The sequence below is a fragment of the Streptomyces qaidamensis genome, from assembly GCF_001611795.1.
Taxonomy (GTDB): Bacteria; Actinomycetota; Actinomycetes; order Streptomycetales; family Streptomycetaceae; genus Streptomyces; species Streptomyces qaidamensis.
The window spans coordinates 1,908,405-1,924,483 of sequence record NZ_CP015098.1 but is presented as its reverse complement, the minus strand read 5'-3'; the positions used below and the strand labels follow the sequence as shown (position 1 = coordinate 1,924,483).

Here is a 16,079-nt window from a genome sequence, read left to right as displayed (position 1 = left end):
CGTTACAGGTAATGCGATCGCAAGATGGGTCGCTTTGCCAACTAGGAGGAATAATGATCAAGAAGGTCGTCGCTGCTGCGGCTGCCACCGGTGGGCTGGTTCTCGCGGGCGCGGGCCTGGCCGTCGCCGACTCGGGTGCTCAGGGTGCCGCCGTGCACTCCCCGGGCGTCCTGTCCGGCAACGTTGTCCAGGTGCCCGTTCACGTCCCGGTGAACGTCTGCGGCAACACGGTCTCCGTGATCGGGCTGCTGAACCCCGCCTTCGGCAACACCTGCATCAACAAGTGATGCTTCCCCCTCGCTGAGGGGAGTCCAAAGCCATCGGTCCCGGAGCGCGTGCCATGCGCTCCGGGACCGAACGCTTCTTTCGGGGAATTCGAGAAGAATTCGAGACACGGTCGAAGGCAGGTATTCAGTAAATGCGACAGGTCACCCGCAAGGGTCTGATGACCGTGGCGGCCGCGACCGGCGTGATCGCCGCCGCGGGCGGCTCCGCTCACGCCGACTCGGGCGCCCAGGGCTCGGCGTCGGGCTCGCCCGGCGTGCTGTCCGGAAACTCGGTGCAGGCGCCGGTGCACGCACCGGTCAACGTGTGCGGGAACACGGTCAACGTCGTCGGTGTGCTCAACCCGTCGGTGGGTAACTCGTGCGCCAACGGGGGCGGTGGATCGTCGTCGGGGGGATACGGCGAACACGGCGGCAAGGGCGGCTCCCACGCGGGCGGGCACGCCACCGACTCACCCGGCGTCGGCTCGGGCAACCACGTCCAGGCGCCGGTCCACGTGCCGGTGAACGTCTGCGGCAACAGCGTCGACGTCATCGGCGTGGGCAACCCCAGCACGGGCAACGAGTGCTCCAACGGCGGCGGACAGCACGGCACCCCGCCCGGGGGCCACGAGCCGGGCCGGCCGGGGAACCCCGGAGACCCCGGCGACCCGGGGAACCCCGGAAATCCGGGCGAGCCCGGTCACCCCGGCAGCCCCGGTGAACCCGGCAAGCCCGGCCACCCCGGCGATCCCGGTGAGCCCGGGCACCGCGGCACTCCGGGCACCCCGCCCTCCACCGGTGGCGAGACCTCGGGCGGCTCCTCGCACGGCAACAAGCCGGGCGCCCAGTTCGTCACCCAGCCCGAAGGTGAATCCCAGCTCGCCAGCACCGGCAGCGACCTGCCGCTCGGCTTCGCCCTCCCGGCCGGCGCGGGCGCGCTGCTCGCGGGCGCGATCCTCTACCGCAAGGCACGCGCCTCCGCCTGACACCCCCGCAAACGGAGCGGGCCCCGCCGATGCGAGGCCCGCTCCGTCATGCGCCTTCTTCCCGTGCCCCGTCCCAGCTCACCACGTGGCCCGCACCTGGCGGATGATCCGCCGGCGCAACCGCACCCTGCGGCTGCCGTCGCGCAGCAGGCTCAGACGGTACAACTCCCAGTGTCCGTACTCCGCGTGGTCCGTCAGCAGACGTGCTGTTTCCTTGCGGGAGACCCCGCGAGGTACGTACACGTCGACAAATTCGTATTCCGGCATCGCATCTATTGTGCGGGCCGGGGCCTGGTACGGATAGCGTCTGCACTATGTCTGATGCTGCGCAGTCCACCGCTGCCGAGGTACGCGCCGCCGCCGAGGCGGTCAAGACCGCGCTCGACCGCCACCTGGCCGCGGTCGAACGCAGGTCGGGAGAGGACGACCCGGCCGTCTACGAGGCGTTCAACCAGCTCGCCGCGGCCGCAGAGGTGTACGACGAACTGCTCTACGACCGCTACGACGAGGTCACCCCCTTCGAGATCCCCGGTGCGGAGGACGCGCTGCCGCCGTACGCGGGTCCCGAGGAACCGAACGCGCTGAGCGTACTGATCCGCCGCGACTACGCCGTCGCCGAACCCCAGCGCCTGCTGGCGCAGGCACAGCGGATCGAGGCGGCGGAGGGCGAGGACGGCGCCCCCGCCTCCGGGACGGTGCACGGCGCGCTGGGGCTGCTCTTCGGAGAGTTCGAGCCCGACGAGATCGCCTCCCGGCACAAGGAGTTCGGGCTGGAGGAGGGCGACTCCACGCTCTGGGTGACGGCGGCGGACGAACCGGCCGAGCCCGGCGAGTGGCTGGAAGCACCGTTCGAGCAGGTCGACCCGCAGCAGGTGGTCTGCCGCTTCGACGTCAGCGCCGTCTTCGACGACGAGATCGACGACGTCGAGGACGATGACGAGGACAGGGACGGACTCGAGGACGAGCTCGCCAGCGACCTCGACGAGGACGAGGACCTGGAGCCGCTGGACGCGGACCGCCGCTGAGCGCGCACGCCGGCAGTCATGCTGGTGATGGGCCTGGGGGTGGTGGTCAGGGGCCCGGGCCCCTGACCACCCCCGTCACGTGCCGCTGATCTGCGGCGCGAGCAGCACCGGCAGCCGCGTCGTCCGCGGCTTCGCCGGAACCTCGGCCACGGCCCGGGCAAGTGCCTGCTCCACCCCGTGCACCACGGACAGATGCCGGTCGGCCCGCCCGAACGCCGTGTACACCCACGGCCGGCTGAGAGCCTGCGCCGCATCGCCCGGCAGCACCACGACCACCGCGGGCCACCGGCTGCCCACGGCCTGGTGCGCGGTCAGCGCCCACCCGTGCCGCACGGACTGCTCCACCCGCTCCCTCGGTACGACGACGGTCTCGCCCTCGCACGACAAATGCAGCCCCTCGGCGTCCGCCGTCACCACACGGCCCGGGAGCGCACGCCCCGGGGCGGGGGAGTAGACGATCCGGTCACCGGGGTCGAAGCCGCCGAAGCGGCCCGGGCCCGGATTGAGCCGTACCTTCAGCGCCGCGTTGAGCGCCCGCGTCCCGACGGCCCCGCCGTGCCCGGGGGTGATCACCTGGGTCTCCTCGGCCGGTACCCCGATCGCGCGCGGCACCGAGTCCACGACGAGCTGTACCGTCCGGTGCACCGCCTCGCCGGCGTCCCGCACCGGCACGATCACGACCTCCTTGCCGGGGGCCTCGACCTGGTTCAGCTCGCCGATGCCGATACCGGAGACCAGTTCGCCCAACGGCCCCGGATCCGGCCGGCGGGAGGCCACTTGGGGGCAGATCCGCGCCGCGAGCAGATCCGCGAACACCCGCCCCGGGCCCGCGGACCACAGCACCGCCGGATCGCCGGCCAGCACCAGCCGCGCCCCGTCCGGCAGCGACTCGGTCAGCAGAGCCGCCGTCTCGACATCCAGCTGGGGCGCGTCGAGCACGACCAGCAGATCGAGATCGAGGGCCCCGTCCGTGTCCCGGCCGGGCCCTTCGAGGCCGGCGAGCAGCCGGGAGACGGTGGCTACGGGGGAGTCGACGGGCGCCTCGTCGGCCCGCGCGGGGGCGTCCGCGGCCTGGCCGGACCGCCGCAGCAGAGCCGCGAAACGGTTACGGCCGATCGGGCCGTGCGTGGCCGCCCAGACCCGCAGGCCGAGTGAGCGCGCGGCGGTCAGCAGGGCCGCGGGCTCGGCCAGGGACGCCTCCCCGCCGGTGTGCAGCACCAGGCCCTGACCGGCGACCGCGCGGATCAGCTCCGCCGTCGAGCCCTGGGCCGAGGAGGCGGCCCGCTCCCACTCTTCAGCCGAACCGTCCTGCTTGGGCGCCGAGTTGACCAGCCGGGCCAGCCCGTCGGCCAGGCTCTCCTCCGCCATCGCGTACCGCTCCAGCCCGACCAGGACACGTACCGGACGCTCCTCGTCCTCCTCCGTGCCTTCCCCGTCCGCCGGGGCAGGGACACCGGCCTCGCCCTCCAGGGCGTCCTGGAAGACCAGGGCCTCACCCTCCGCGATCGCGTCCTGCACGGCGCTGTCGGGCTCCGGCACGCCCCGCTGGGCGAGGGCCGCGAGGAGCGCGGGCATCTCCAGGACGGTGTGCCCGGCCAGCGCCGCCTGCTCCAGGAGCCAGCCGGTGACGGCCCGGCCCCGCCGCTCGTCGTCCGGGCCGCACTCGGCGCCGAGCAGGGCCCGGGCGAAACCGTCGGCCTGCTCGGGCCGCACACCGGCGATCCGCAGCAACTGCCAGGGGTCGGCGCGCAGCTGTTCGTCCGCGTCCTCGCCGAGAACCGCGGCGGCCTGCTGCGCGAGCACCTCCGGGGCACCGCCCTCGCCGAGCACCCGGCGCACGGCCTCGACCGCCTCCGGGGAGGGGCCCGCCGGCGCGGAGAGGGGCTCGGGCGCCACCGGCCGCGGCCCCCGCTCCGGCTCGGGGGCGGAGCGGCGGGGGGAGGAAGGCGGCATTTCGAACACCGTCGCCGCGGGCTTCTCGCCGCTTTCGACGGCCCGTACGGCCGCCAGCAGATCGGCGGCCTTGCCGCTCAGCTTGGTGCCGCTCGCGATGGGTGCCTTCTTCTCGGCCTTGCGCTGCTCGATGCGCTCCCGCTCGGCCTGCTGGGCCCGCAACTCGGCCTCGGCCGCGGACACCTGCGGGGTCCCGGCGTCACCGCTGTCGGTGTCGGCGGCCTCCCCGGTGCCGGTGTCGCCGCCTTCGGCGTCGGCGGCCTGCCCGGTTCCGGCTTCGGCGCTCCCCGCGTCAGCCCCCTGCCCGGTTCCGGCGTCACCGCTGCCGGTGTCGGCGGCCTCCCCGGTGCCGGTGTCGCCGCCTTCCGTGTCGGCCGCCCGCCCCGCGTCTGCCTCCCCACCCCCAGCCCCGGGCCCCCCGGCTCCGGGCCCCCCAGCCCCGGGCCCCCCAGCCCCGGGCCCCCCGGCCCTGAGCCCGTCGGCCGGTGTGCTCTCGGCGCCCGGCGTCCCCGGCTCGGCGTCCTCCGTGGTCTCGGGCTCCGTGCTCACAGCGTGCTCCAGTCGTGATCGGGATAGCGGTGCACGGGCGCCGACACATCGTCGAGCGCCCGGCAGATCTCGTCAGGAAGACTAAGGGTCTCCACTGACAACGCCGCCGTGAGCTGCTGCGCGTTGCGCGCGCCGACGATCGGCGCGGCCACCCCGGGCCGGTCGCGGACCCACGCCAGGGCCACCTGGAGCGGCGTCACCGCGAGCCCGTCGGCCGCGGTCGCCACGGCGTCCACGATGCGGCTCGCCGTGTCGTCGAGGTACGGCGCGACGAACGGCGCGAGGTGTTCCGAGGCGCCGCGCGAGTCCGGCGGCATCGTGTCGCCGCGGTACTTCCCCGTCAGCACCCCGCGCCCGAGCGGTGAGGACGGCAGCAGGCCTATGCCCAGTTCGAGCGCGGCGGGCAGCACCTCGCGCTCGACACCGCGCTGCAGCAGGGAGTACTCCAGCTGCGTACCGGCCAGCCGGGTCCGGGTTCCGGGGGCCGCCAGCTGCCAGGTCGCGGCGCTGGCCAGCTGCCAGCCGCAGAAGTTGGAGACGGCGGCATAGCGGGCCCGCCCGCTGGAGACCGCGAGGTCGAGAGCCTGGAGGGTCTCCTCCAGCGGGGTGTCCGGGTCGAACGCGTGCACGTGCCACAGGTCGACGTAGTCCGTGCCGAGCCGGGAGAGCGAACCGTCCAGCGCGCAGAGCAGATGGCCGCGGGAGCCGTCGAAGCGGCGCTCGGGGTCCGGCACGCTGCCGGCCTTGGTCGAGATGACCAGGTCACGGCGGGGCACCAGGCCGTCCATGAGCCTGCCGAGCAGGTACTCGGCGTCCCCGTCGCCGTACACGTCCGCGGTGTCGACGAGGGTCCCGCCCGCTTCCCAGAACGTCTTCATCAGGTCCGCGGCGTCGTGCTCGTCGGTGCCCCGCCCCCAGGTCAGGGTGCCGAGCCCGATCCGGGACACACGAAGGCCGGTGCGGCCGAGATGCCTCTGCTCCATGAACGCCGAGATTACTGGCCAGAACCTACGCTGTGGGTGCCTGTGGACGACGGATTTCCGGGTGCGGCCGGTCCGTCGCCCCGAGCCGCCCGCGGCCCGTCGCGCTGAGCCGGCCGCGGCCCGTCGTCCTCGGTCAGCACCTGCCGTCCGACACCTGAAGCCCCTTGTTCGCGCCCGCCGTCCGGCTCACGGTGGCCGGCACGCAGCCGGCCGCGTCGAGAGTGTGGGAGTAGGGGATGGCGACCGTGGTGTTCGATTTCGGGTCGGGCCCGGCCGGGCGGTTCTCGCTGCCCGGGGCGGACCAGGTGACGTTGTCGAAGATGTTGCCGCCGACCTGCCAGTAGCCGGCCTGGTCGGTGTAGAAGGTGCCCAGGACGTCCTTGGAGTCCTCGAAGTAGTTGTTGTCCACCCTGGCGCGGGCCCCGGCCCGGGAGTTGATGCCGGAGTCGTTGAGGCGCACGTAGTGGTTGTTGTAGAGGTGGGCGATGCCGCCGCGCAGCAGCGGGGCCCGGGAGTCGATGTTCTCGTAGCGGTTGTGGTGGTAGGTGATGTAGCCGTTCGACCGGTCGCTCTCGCTGTTGCCGACCAGGCCCCCGCGGCCGGAGTTGCGCAGAACGCTGTAGGACAGGGTGACGTACTGGGTGTTGTCCTTGAGGTCGAACAGGCCGTCGAAGCCCTCCGACTCGCCGCCCGACGCCTCCAGGGTGGTGTGATCGATCCAGACGTTGCGGACGTTGCGCTCGATGCCGATGGCGTCCCCGCCGTTGGACGTGGGGGAGCCCGACTTCTTGACGTTCCGGACGGTCACGTTCTGGACGATGATGTTCTTCGATTCACGGATGTGGATGCCCAGTTGATCGAAGACGGCGCCGCTGCCGACCCCGACGAGGGTCACGTTGCTGACCTTCTTGAGCTCGATCACGCCGTCTGCGGTGTCGCAGCCGGCGCCGGAGACCTTCTTGGTGTTCGCGTGGTTGATGGTCCCGGTGACCTCGATGGTGATCGGTGTGCTGGTGCTCGCCCGGCCGCAGAGGGCCTGGTGGATCGCCGTTCCCGTTGTCGCGCGGACCGTCTGGCCTCCGGCGCCGCCGGTGGTCCCGCCGTTCTGGGTCGCGTAGCCGGTGGCGCTGCCGGTCGCCGCCGACGCCTCGGGCATCGACACGAGTGTGCCGGTCGCGGCGGCGAGGGCCATCGTGGCCAGGGCCGCGGGGAGTCGCAGGGGGAGTGCTCGCTTCATCGGGTGCCTCTCCGTTCGACTGCGGAAGGTGGATGACGGAAAGCGCTTTCCCGCGAAAGGTAGGGACTCGTCGTGAACGCGTCAATGGTCGCGTCCATGATTTCTGTTCACGAATCTAAACGACAGACCGACTGTGGCCGTGTACCTCGCACCGGCCTCCGCGCTAAGGTCTCCGCACAAGGCACGTTACTGATCAGTAAGGGGATGCGGCATGCAGCTCGGTATCAACCTCGGTTACTGGGGTGCCGGAATGGACGCGGACAATCTGGCCGTCGCACAGGAGGCCGACCGCCTCGGATACGCCGTCTGCTGGGCCGCCGAGGCCTACGGCTCCGACGCCGCCACCGTACTGAGCTGGGTCGCCGCCCAGACCGAGCGCATCGACGTCGGCTCCGCCATCTTCCAGATCCCGGCCCGCCAGCCCGCCATGACGGCCATGACCGCCGCCACTCTCGACTCCCTCTCCGGCGGGCGCTTCCGCCTCGGCCTCGGCGTCTCCGGCCCGCAGGTCTCCGAGGGGTGGTACGGCGTCAAGTTCGACAAGCCGCTCGCCCGCACGCGTGAGTACGTCGAGATCGTCCGCAAGGCCATGACGCGCGAGCGCCTGTCGTACGAGGGGCAGCACTGGACGCTGCCCCTGCCCGGCGGCCCGGGCAAGCCGATCAAGCTGACCGTGCACCCGCAGCGCGAGCACATCCCGCTGTACATCGCAGCGATCGGCCCGAAGAACCTGGAGCAGACCGGCGAGATCGCCGACGGCGCCCTGCTGATCTTCCCCTCCGCCGAGCACCTGGAGGACACCACGATCAAGTACCTGCGCGCCGGGCGCGAGAAGGCCGGCACGACCCTCGACGGGTTCGACGTCTGCCCGACCCTGCCGCTCGCCGTCGGCGACGACAAGGACGTGGCCACGCTCGCCGACACCTTCCGCCCCTACACCGCGCTGTACGTCGGCGGCATGGGCAGCCCCAAGCAGAACTTCTACAACCAGCTCGCCCAGCGCATGGGCTACGAGCGGGAAGCCGCCGAGATCCAGAGCAAGTACCTCTCCGGCGACAAGCAGGGCGCCGCGGCCGCCGTGCCGCACGACCTGATCGACAAGACGACCCTGCTCGGTTCCGTGGACCGGATCGCGGACCGGATGAAGGCCTACGCCGCGGCCGGGGTCACCACCCTGTCCCTCGCGCCGGCGGGCTTCACGCTCGACGAGCGGCTCGCGTCCCTGCGGGCCGGCACTCAGGCCCTGGAGCGGGCCGGACTCGCTTAAGGGGCCTTTTCACCATGCCCGTCCGGGTCGCGCGGCCTGGCACCGCACCTCGCCGCGTTGCCGAAAAGCCCTAGTAGCTCCTCCCCCACTCTCGGCTTCGCTCGAGCGGGGGGCCATCGAGGGCTTCCCGGCGCCTTGCGATGCACGGCACCAGACCACGCGCCCTGATCGGACGCTCATAGTGAAGGGCCCCTGAGGCCTGCCGTTGGGGTCAGGTTGCAGGAAATCGACGGTGCTGTGCAGCACCGGTGAGCCCCGCGTCTGCGGCGTGATCCAAACGGCAGGCCCTGGAAGTTTCAGCGGCCGTGGTGGGGGCTCGGGGGTCTTCCCCGCCACGGCCGTCACGCAGAACAACGCGCCGGGCCGCCGTCGGTTACGGCATCGCGCCCTGGCCGGGCCCGGCGCGCCTTCCCCCTCGCGTCCTCCATTCGGCGGAGTTGTCCCCCACACCTGTTGCCGTGCTCTCCACTCCGCACTTGACTCGTTCTTCGCGGAAACTTGCGGAATGCCGCAGAACGCCCACGCGCGCGGGAGAGGTGCCCACGATGCTTTCGGCCAAGAGTCTGTTCCAGGAGATCCTCGACAACGACGAGTCCTTCGCCCTGTTCTGCTCCGTCGCCGCGAGCGGCGAGACCCAGGGCGGCTGGGAGAACGTCCGGATCGCCGCGCTCGTGCCCGAATCCGAGCGTGACATCGCCCCCAAGATCAGCCGGCACGGCGCCGACGAGGACAAGCACGGCCGGATCTTCAACGCCCTGATGAAGAAGCGCGGCCTCGCCCCCGTCCCGGTCCCGCCCGAGACCGACTACACCATGCTCCTGGAGAAGCACGGCATCGGCCTCGCCCACGCCCGGCTGAACCGCGACGAGCGGCTCACGGTCCAGGACATCGTCACCTACCTCTCGCACAGCAGAGTCACCGAGCAGCGCGCCTCCGAGCAGATGGTCCTGCTCCGCAAGCACTTTGCCGACCATCCCGACATCGGCCGCGCGGTCAAGCAGATCTCCGACGACGAGGACAACCACCTCGCCTACTGCAACGAGGAGCTGCTGCGCTTGGCCTACGCGGGCCACGGCCGGGCCATCCAGCGCACCCTGCGCGAGTGCGCACTCGCCGAGATCCGGATCTACCGGGACGTCAGCCTCGCCGTGATGGCGCACATGGGCCGCATCCTCGGCTGGTCCAAGGCCAAGTCGGCCGCGCTCGTGGCGGGCATCCACGCGGTGTACGCCTACGAACGCATGGGCGGCTGGCGCCGGATGGTGTCGCTGACCACGCCCGAGCGCCGCAACGCCCTCGGCGGCCCCGCCTCCCCAGAACCCGAGTTCGCCTGAGCCGGCCCGGCTACAACCACCCGCGGCGCTTGAACAGCCGGAAGACCATCACCTCCAGGACGGCCATCAGAACGAGCAGCGCCGGATAGGACCAGACCCAGCGCAGCTCGGGCATGTGCTCGAAGTTCATGCCGTAGATCCCCGCCAGCATCGTGGGGATCGCGGCCATGGCCGCCCACGCGGAGATCTTGCGCATGTCGTCGTTCTGCCGGACGCTCATCTGCGCCAGATGCGCCGAGAGGATGTCCGACACCAGCCGGTCCAGGTTCTCCACGGACTCGTTCACGCGTGTGAGATGGTCGTTGACATCACGGAAGAACGGCCGGGCCCGGTCGTCCACGAACGGCACGGCCACCCCCGTCGACGCCGTGCCCGCCAGGCGGCTCATCGGCGGGGCCAGCGGCCCGGTCGCCCGCCGGAACTCCAGGACCTGCCGCTTGAAGTCGTAGATCCGGGACGCCGTGTTCCGGGACCCCCCGCCGTCCGGCGAGAACACCTCCGCCTCCAGCCCTTCCAGGTCGGTCTGCAATTCGGTCGCCACGTCCAGGTAGTGGTCGACGGTGGCGTCGGCGACCGCGTACAGCACGGACGTGGGGCCTTTGCCGAGCAGCTCGGGCTCCTGCTCCAGCCGCCGGCGTACGGCCTTGAGCGGGGAGCCCTCGCCGTGCCGGACGGTCACCACGAACGAGTCGCCCAGGAAGATCATGATCTCGCCGGAGGAGACGGTGTCGCTCTGCGGCTCGTACGCCACCGGCTTGAGCACCACGAACAGCGAGTCGTCGTACACCTCCAGCTTGGGCCGCTGGTGGGCCTTCAGGGCGTCCTCGACGGCCAGCGGATGCAGCCCGAATTCCCGGGTCACATGGTCGAACTCGCCCTCCGTCGGCTCGTGCAGCCCGATCCACACGAACCCGCCCGCCGTGCGGGCCTCACCCAGGGCGTCGGAGAGGTCCTCGGGCCCTTCCGTCCGCTGTCCTTCGCGGTAGATGGCACAGTCGACGATCACGAAGCGAGTCTCCCGTCACTCGAACGACACCACACGCGCGCGTGCGCCTACGCTGGAGCGCATGCCCACGCTGATCCTGGTCAGGCACGGACGCTCCACCGCCAACACCGAGGGACTGCTCGCCGGCTGGACGCCCGGTGTCGCCCTCGACGAGCGCGGCGCCGCACAGGCCGCCGCGCTCCCCGGGCGGCTGGCCGAACTGCCCCTCGCCGAAATCGTCACCAGTCCGCTCCAGCGCTGCCAGGAAACGATCCGGCCGCTGCTCGACGCCCGGCCGGACCTGAGCCCGCACACCGACGAGCGCATCGGCGAGTGCCACTACGGCGACTGGTCCGGACGCAAGCTCGCCGAGCTCAAGGACGAGCCGCTGATGGAGGTCGTGCAGGCGCACCCCTCCGCCGCGGCGTTCCCCGGCGGGGAGTCCATGCGGGCCATGCAGACGCGCGCCGCCGAGGCCGTACGCGAGTGGAACGCGCGCGTGGAGCGCGACCACGGCGCCGACGCCGTCTACCTCATGTGCTCGCACGGCGACATCATCAAGTCGCTCATCGCGGACGCACTCGGACTTCACCTGGACCTCTTCCAGCGGATTTCCGTCGAACCGTGTTCCATCACCGCGATCCGCTACACACGACTGCGGCCGTTTCTCGTCCGGCTCGGTGACACCGGTGACTTCACCTCCCTCGTGCCGCATGAGGCACCGCCGGGCGGCGAGGCCGAAGTCGGGGGTGGTGCGGGCGCACCGTGATCGTTCGCCGCAGTAGGGTGAAGCGGTCGCAGCAGTGCCGCGCTCATACGTTTCCCACGATTCCAATGGAGACAGGACGTGTCCCGTCAGGTGTTCCTCTACGACCATCCGGAGCGTTTCGTGGCCGGTACGGTCGGACTGCCCGGGCGCCGTTCGTTCTTCCTCCAGGCCTCCGCCGGCTCCCGGGTGACCAGTGTGGCCCTGGAGAAGACCCAGGTCGCCGCCCTCGCAGAGCGCATGGACGAACTGCTCGACGAGGTCGTACGCCGTAGCGGCGGCAGCGCCCACGTCCCCGCCGTCGCACCCTCGGACACCGACACCGCCCCGCTGGACACCCCTATCGAGGAGGAGTTCCGGGTCGGCACCATGGCCCTCGCCTGGGACGGCGACGAGCAGCTCATGATCGTCGAGGCGCAGGCGCTCGTGGAGCTCGACGCGGAATCCGAGGAGGACCTCGCCGAGGCCGAGGAGCGGCTGCTCCAGGACGAGGAGAACGGCCCCCCGATGCTGCGGGTCCGGCTCACCGGCGCGCAGGCCAGGGCCTTCGCCAAGCGCGCCCTCGACGTCGTCAACGCCGGGCGGCCGCCGTGCCCGCTGTGCAGCCTCCCGCTCGACCCGGAAGGACACGTATGTCCGCGCCAGAACGGATACCGCCGCGGAGCGTGACACCTCCGGTGAACGCCGCCGAGCTGCTCGCCCGGGGCGAACTGACCGTGCGCGGACGCATCCGTGAGGCCTCCAACGCGGCCCTGTACTGCACGGCGTCCCTCGACGGCGAGGAAGCGGCCTGCATCTACAAGCCGGTCGCGGGGGAGCGGCCCCTGTGGGACTTCCCCGACGGGACGCTGGCCCAGCGCGAGGTCGCCGCGTACGAGGTCTCCGAGGCGACCGGCTGGGGCCTCGTGCCGCCCACCGTGCTGCGCGACGGGCCCTACGGCGAGGGCATGTGCCAGCTGTGGGTCGAGGTGACGCCCGAGGCGGAACTGCTCGCCCTGGTCGACGGCGGGGAACCCGGGCCGGGCTGGAAGGCGGTCGGCTTCGCCGAGGTCGGAGAGGGGCGCACGGCGCTGCTCGTGCACGCCGACGACGAACGGCTGCGGCGGCTCGCGGTCCTGGACGCGGTCATCAACAACGCCGACCGCAAGGGCGGTCACCTGCTGCCCACCGGTGAGGGACGGTTGTACGGCATCGACCACGGGGTCACGTTCAACGCCGAGAACAAGCTGCGGACCCTGCTGTGGGGCTGGGCGGGGGAGCCCCTCACCCAGGAGGCCGCCGACGTCCTCGAAGGTCTCAGGAAGGGCCTGGCCGAGGGCGGGCCGCTCACCGCGCGGCTCGAACCGCTGATCACCGGCGCCGAGATCGACGCCACCCGGGCCCGCGTCGGCGCCCTGCTCGCCTCGGGAACCCACCCGGAGCCGAGCGGTGAGTGGCCGGCGATCCCCTGGCCCCCCGTGTAGGAGCACAGGCACCCGGAACACCGCAAGAGCGCCTTCTCGGCCGTCCGGCCCGCTCCCATTCGTATATGGAACTTCAGTCCGGTTAGGCTCATGGCATGCATGCCTGGCCCGCTTCCGAGGTCCCCGCCCTGCCTGGTCAGGGCCGCGACCTGAGGATCCACGACACCGCGACCGGCGGCCTCGTCACCCTCGACCCCGGTCCCGTCGCCCGTATCTACGTCTGTGGCATCACCCCGTACGACGCCACGCACCTGGGACACGCGGCGACCTACAACGCGTTCGACCTCGTGCAGCGCGTGTGGCTCGACACCAAGCGGCAGGTTCACTACGTCCAGAACGTCACGGACGTCGACGATCCCCTCCTGGAGCGGGCACAGCGCGACGGCGTCGACTGGGCCGCCCTCGCCGAGAAGGAGACGGCCCTCTTCCGCGAGGACATGACGGCCCTGCGGATGCTGCCGCCCCGGCAGTACATAGGCGCCGTCGAGGCCATACCCGGGATCGTCCCGCTCGTCGAGCGGCTCCGGGACGCCGGTGCCGCTTACGAACTGGACGGGGACGTCTACTTCTCCGTCGAGTCCGACCCGCACTTCGGCAAGGTCTCGAACCTCGACGCCGCGGCGATGCGGCTGCTGTCCGCCGAGCGCGGCGGCGACCCGGACCGCCCGGGCAAGAAGAACCCCCTCGACCCGATGCTGTGGATGGCGGCCCGCGAGGGCGAGCCCAGCTGGGACGGCGGATCGCTCGGGCGCGGACGGCCCGGCTGGCACATCGAGTGCGTCGCCATCGCCCTCGACCACCTCGGCATGGGCTTCGACATCCAGGGCGGCGGCTCCGACCTGGCCTTCCCGCACCACGAGATGGGCGCCTCGCACGCCCAGGCCCTCACCGGCGAGTTCCCCATGGCCAAGGCGTACGTGCACGCCGGCATGGTCGCCCTGGACGGCGAGAAGATGTCCAAGTCCAAGGGCAACCTGGTCTTCGTCTCCAAGCTCCGCCACGACGGCGTCGACCCGGCCGCCATCCGGCTCGCGCTGCTCGCCCACCACTACCGCGCCGACTGGGAGTACACCGACCAGGTCCTCCAGGACGCCGTCGCACGGCTCGGCCGCTGGCGGGCCGCCGTGTCCCGGCCCGACGGGCCGCCGGCACAGGCGCTCGTCGACGAGATCCGCGAGGCCCTCGCCGACGACCTGAACGCCCCTGCCGCGCTGACCGCGGTCGACCGCTGGGCCGCGCTCCAGGAGCGCGGCGGCGGCACGGACATCGGCGCACCCGGGGTGGTCTCCCGGGCGGTGGACGCGCTGCTGGGTGTGGCGCTCTAGCCCGAGAAGCAGACAACAGGGGCGTCTCCCGGCCGGGAGACGCCCCTGTTGGCGTTCGTGCTGCGCCCTCAGTCCTCCGACGACTCCTCGTCGTCCGTGCCCGGCTTGGGCGGCTTCGGCGGGCGGGCGCGGCCGCTGGGGTTGTCCCGCAGGTACGACGTGCTGTCGCTGCCGTCCGCCGTGGCGTGACCGCCGGCCCCGGGCGGTCCGCCGCCGTCGTGGCGCCGCAGATAGCGCTCGAACTCCCGGGCGATGGCGTCGCCGGACGCCTCCGGCAGCTCGGCGGTGTCCCGCGCCTCCTCCAGCGACTGGACGTACTCGGCGACCTCGCTGTCCTCGGCGGCCAGCTGGTCCACGCCGACCTGCCAGGCGCGCGCGTCCTCGGGCAGCTCGCCGAGCGGGATGCGCACGTCGATCAGGTCCTCAAGACGGTTCAGCAGGGCCAGCGTCGCCTTCGGGTTCGGCGGCTGCGACACGTAGTGCGGCACTGCCGCCCACAGCGAGACGGCCGGGACACCCGCGTGCGTGCACGCCTCCTGGAGGACGCCGACGATGCCCGTGGGACCCTCGTACTTGGTCTCCTCCAGGTCCATGCGGCGGGCCAGGTCCGGGTCGGACGTCGTGCCGCTGATCGGAACCGGACGGGTGTGCGGGGTGTCGCCGAGCAGGGCGCCCAGGACGACCACCAGCTCCACGCCCAGTTCGTGTGCGAAGCCCAGCAGTTCGTTGCAGAACGAGCGCCACCGCATGGACGGTTCGATGCCCCGGACGAGGACGAGGTCGCGCGGCTTCTCACCGCCGACCCGGACCACCGACAGCCTGGTCGTGGGCCAGGTGATCTTGCGGACGCCCGCTTCCATGAACACCGTGGGGCGGTTGACCTGGAAGTCGTAGTAGTCCTCGGCGTCCAGCGCCGCGAAGACCTCGCCCTTCCATTCCCTGTCCAGATGCGCGACCGCGGTGGAGGCGGCGTCGCCGGCGTCGTTCCAGCCCTCGAACGCGGCCACCATGACCGGGTCGACCAGCTCGGGAACCCCCTCGAGCTCGATCACCCAGCGCCTCCTTCCGACGTGCCCTCGCTTGACCACCCAACCTTACGGCGTGCCGCGGGGGCGCCCGCAGCCCCCTCGCAGGGGGAGTGCCCCATCACTGCCCCACGATCCGCCCCCGAACACACCGGGTTCGTCCGAGCGGTCCGTGAGGCCCTGGTCACAGCGTGGAGCGCAGCCACTGCTCCACACTCGCGATGTGGACGGTCGCCCACGAGCGCGCCGCCTCGGCGTCCCGGTCGCGCAGGGCGGCGAGGATCGCCCGGTGCTCGCGCAGGGTGCGGGCGACGGCGTCCTCCTGGGTGAGGCCGCGCCAGACGCGGGCCCGGGTGGTGGGACCCGAGAGACCGTCGAGCAGTGAGCACAGCACGGAGTTGCCGGAGCTGTGCACGATGCCCCGGTGGAACTCCAGGTCGCAGGCGACGAGATCCTCCACGGACGGGTCCTCGCCGAGCTTGTCCAGCTGCGCCGTCAGCGCGTCCAGCTGCTGCTCGCTGATCCGCGAGGCCGCCATCGCGGTCGCGGCCGGCTCCAGGATGCGGCGCACGGCGAGGAACTCCAGAACCGTGTCGTCGCGGTGGAAGTCGACGACGAAACTCAGCGCCTCCAGCAGGAGTTGCGGGTCGAGGCTGGTGACGTACGTGCCGTCGCCCTGCCGTACGTCCAGGATCCGGATCAGCGACAGGGCGCGCACCGCCTCCCGCAGGGAGTTGCGCGAGAGGCCGAGGTCGGCGGCGAGTTCGCTCTCCTTGGGCAGCCGGTCGCCCGGGCGCAGCGCGCCGGAGACGATCATTGACTTGATCTTCTCGATCGCCTCGTCGGTGACTGCCATGGCCGGCCTCCCAGTGCGCTCAAGACCTCCGACGTATCAGGTCATTATGGGGGTGCGGG

15 protein-coding genes and 1 pseudogene are annotated in these 16,079 nt (G+C 71.8%); 9 read left to right on the top strand and 7 right to left on the bottom strand.

The annotated features are described in order from the left end of the window. Positions 1 to 53 precede the first annotated feature (53 nt). On the top strand, positions 54 to 287 hold the full coding sequence (chpH, locus tag A4E84_RS08360; RefSeq protein WP_030608446.1) for a chaplin ChpH: 234 nt from the start codon (positions 54 to 56) through the stop codon (positions 285 to 287). 131 nt (positions 288 to 418) lie between these two features. After that, positions 419 to 1,252 carry a chaplin family protein gene (locus A4E84_RS45355; RefSeq protein WP_062925926.1) on the top strand — a complete coding sequence of 278 codons (834 nt, stop codon included), beginning with the start codon at positions 419 to 421 and terminating at the stop codon, positions 1,250 to 1,252. Between the two features lie 78 nt (positions 1,253 to 1,330). Here A4E84_RS45355 and A4E84_RS08350 read toward each other — a convergent pair whose 3' ends face one another. Beyond that, positions 1,331 to 1,519, bottom strand: a complete 189-nt coding sequence (locus A4E84_RS08350) for a DUF5703 family protein (RefSeq protein WP_030244084.1) — start codon at positions 1,517 to 1,519, stop codon at positions 1,331 to 1,333. Between the two features lie 47 nt (positions 1,520 to 1,566). Between A4E84_RS08350 and A4E84_RS08345 the strand changes: the two genes are divergently transcribed. Continuing rightward, complete coding sequence (locus tag A4E84_RS08345; protein ID WP_062925925.1) at positions 1,567 to 2,277, top strand: hypothetical protein; 711 nt, start codon at positions 1,567 to 1,569, stop codon at positions 2,275 to 2,277. A gap of 75 nt (positions 2,278 to 2,352) precedes the next feature. On the opposite strand, the gene A4E84_RS08340 is transcribed toward A4E84_RS08345, so the two are convergent. From A4E84_RS08340 to A4E84_RS08330, 3 genes and pseudogenes are all read right to left on the bottom strand, one after another. Continuing rightward, positions 2,353 to 4,779, bottom strand: coding sequence for a helix-hairpin-helix domain-containing protein (locus A4E84_RS08340; RefSeq protein ID WP_062925924.1), 2,427 nt, complete (start codon positions 4,777 to 4,779; stop codon positions 2,353 to 2,355). Continuing rightward, a complete protein-coding gene (locus tag A4E84_RS08335; protein WP_062925923.1) occupies positions 4,776 to 5,762 on the bottom strand; it encodes an aldo/keto reductase in 987 nt (328 codons plus the stop codon). Before A4E84_RS08335 ends, A4E84_RS08340 begins: the two co-directional genes overlap by 4 nt. Before the next feature lie 136 nt (positions 5,763 to 5,898). Then, positions 5,899 to 6,999: pseudogene (locus A4E84_RS08330) on the bottom strand (pectate lyase family protein); the annotation flags it as partial. Between the two features lie 211 nt (positions 7,000 to 7,210). Here A4E84_RS08330 and A4E84_RS08325 point away from each other — a divergent pair. Together A4E84_RS08325 and A4E84_RS08320 are read left to right on the top strand one after the other, a co-directional pair. Beyond that, positions 7,211 to 8,266 carry an LLM class F420-dependent oxidoreductase gene (locus tag A4E84_RS08325; RefSeq protein WP_062925921.1) on the top strand — a complete coding sequence of 352 codons (1,056 nt, stop codon included), beginning with the start codon at positions 7,211 to 7,213 and terminating at the stop codon, positions 8,264 to 8,266. Positions 8,267 to 8,811: 545 nt separating this feature from the next. Continuing rightward, positions 8,812 to 9,600 (top strand): hypothetical protein, encoded by a 789-nt coding sequence (locus A4E84_RS08320; protein ID WP_062925920.1) that lies wholly within the window; start codon positions 8,812 to 8,814, stop codon positions 9,598 to 9,600. Positions 9,601 to 9,610: 10 nt separating this feature from the next. Here the strand turns inward: A4E84_RS08320 and A4E84_RS08315 are convergent, their stop codons facing one another. Next, the gene (locus A4E84_RS08315; protein ID WP_062925919.1) at positions 9,611 to 10,606 is read right to left on the bottom strand and encodes a magnesium and cobalt transport protein CorA; all 996 of its coding nucleotides are present in this window, start codon (positions 10,604 to 10,606) and stop codon (positions 9,611 to 9,613) included. Between the two features lie 61 nt (positions 10,607 to 10,667). On the opposite strand from A4E84_RS08315, the gene A4E84_RS08310 reads away from it, so the two are divergent. The 4 genes from A4E84_RS08310 to mshC all read left to right on the top strand — a co-directional run bounded on the left by A4E84_RS08310 (position 10,668) and on the right by mshC (position 14,139). Beyond that, positions 10,668 to 11,354 carry a histidine phosphatase family protein gene (locus A4E84_RS08310; RefSeq protein WP_062925918.1) on the top strand — a complete coding sequence of 229 codons (687 nt, stop codon included), beginning with the start codon at positions 10,668 to 10,670 and terminating at the stop codon, positions 11,352 to 11,354. Between the two features lie 78 nt (positions 11,355 to 11,432). Further along, a complete protein-coding gene (locus A4E84_RS08305; protein WP_033311881.1) occupies positions 11,433 to 12,020 on the top strand; it encodes a DUF3090 domain-containing protein in 588 nt (195 codons plus the stop codon). Beyond that, a complete protein-coding gene (locus tag A4E84_RS08300; protein ID WP_062925917.1) occupies positions 11,984 to 12,814 on the top strand; it encodes an SCO1664 family protein in 831 nt (276 codons plus the stop codon). Before A4E84_RS08305 ends, A4E84_RS08300 begins: the two co-directional genes overlap by 37 nt. Before the next feature lie 95 nt (positions 12,815 to 12,909). Beyond that, entirely contained in the window at positions 12,910 to 14,139 is a 1,230-nt protein-coding gene (gene mshC / locus A4E84_RS08295) for a cysteine--1-D-myo-inosityl 2-amino-2-deoxy-alpha-D-glucopyranoside ligase (protein ID WP_062925916.1), read from the top strand. A gap of 68 nt (positions 14,140 to 14,207) precedes the next feature. On the opposite strand, the gene A4E84_RS08290 is transcribed toward mshC, so the two are convergent. Then, positions 14,208 to 15,191 (bottom strand): PAC2 family protein, encoded by a 984-nt coding sequence (locus tag A4E84_RS08290; RefSeq protein WP_062925915.1) that lies wholly within the window; start codon positions 15,189 to 15,191, stop codon positions 14,208 to 14,210. A 157-nt stretch (positions 15,192 to 15,348) separates the two neighbouring features. Further along, the gene (locus A4E84_RS08285) at positions 15,349 to 16,020 is read right to left on the bottom strand and encodes a FadR/GntR family transcriptional regulator (RefSeq protein ID WP_062925914.1); all 672 of its coding nucleotides are present in this window, start codon (positions 16,018 to 16,020) and stop codon (positions 15,349 to 15,351) included. Between the last annotated feature and the right edge of the window lie 59 nt (positions 16,021 to 16,079).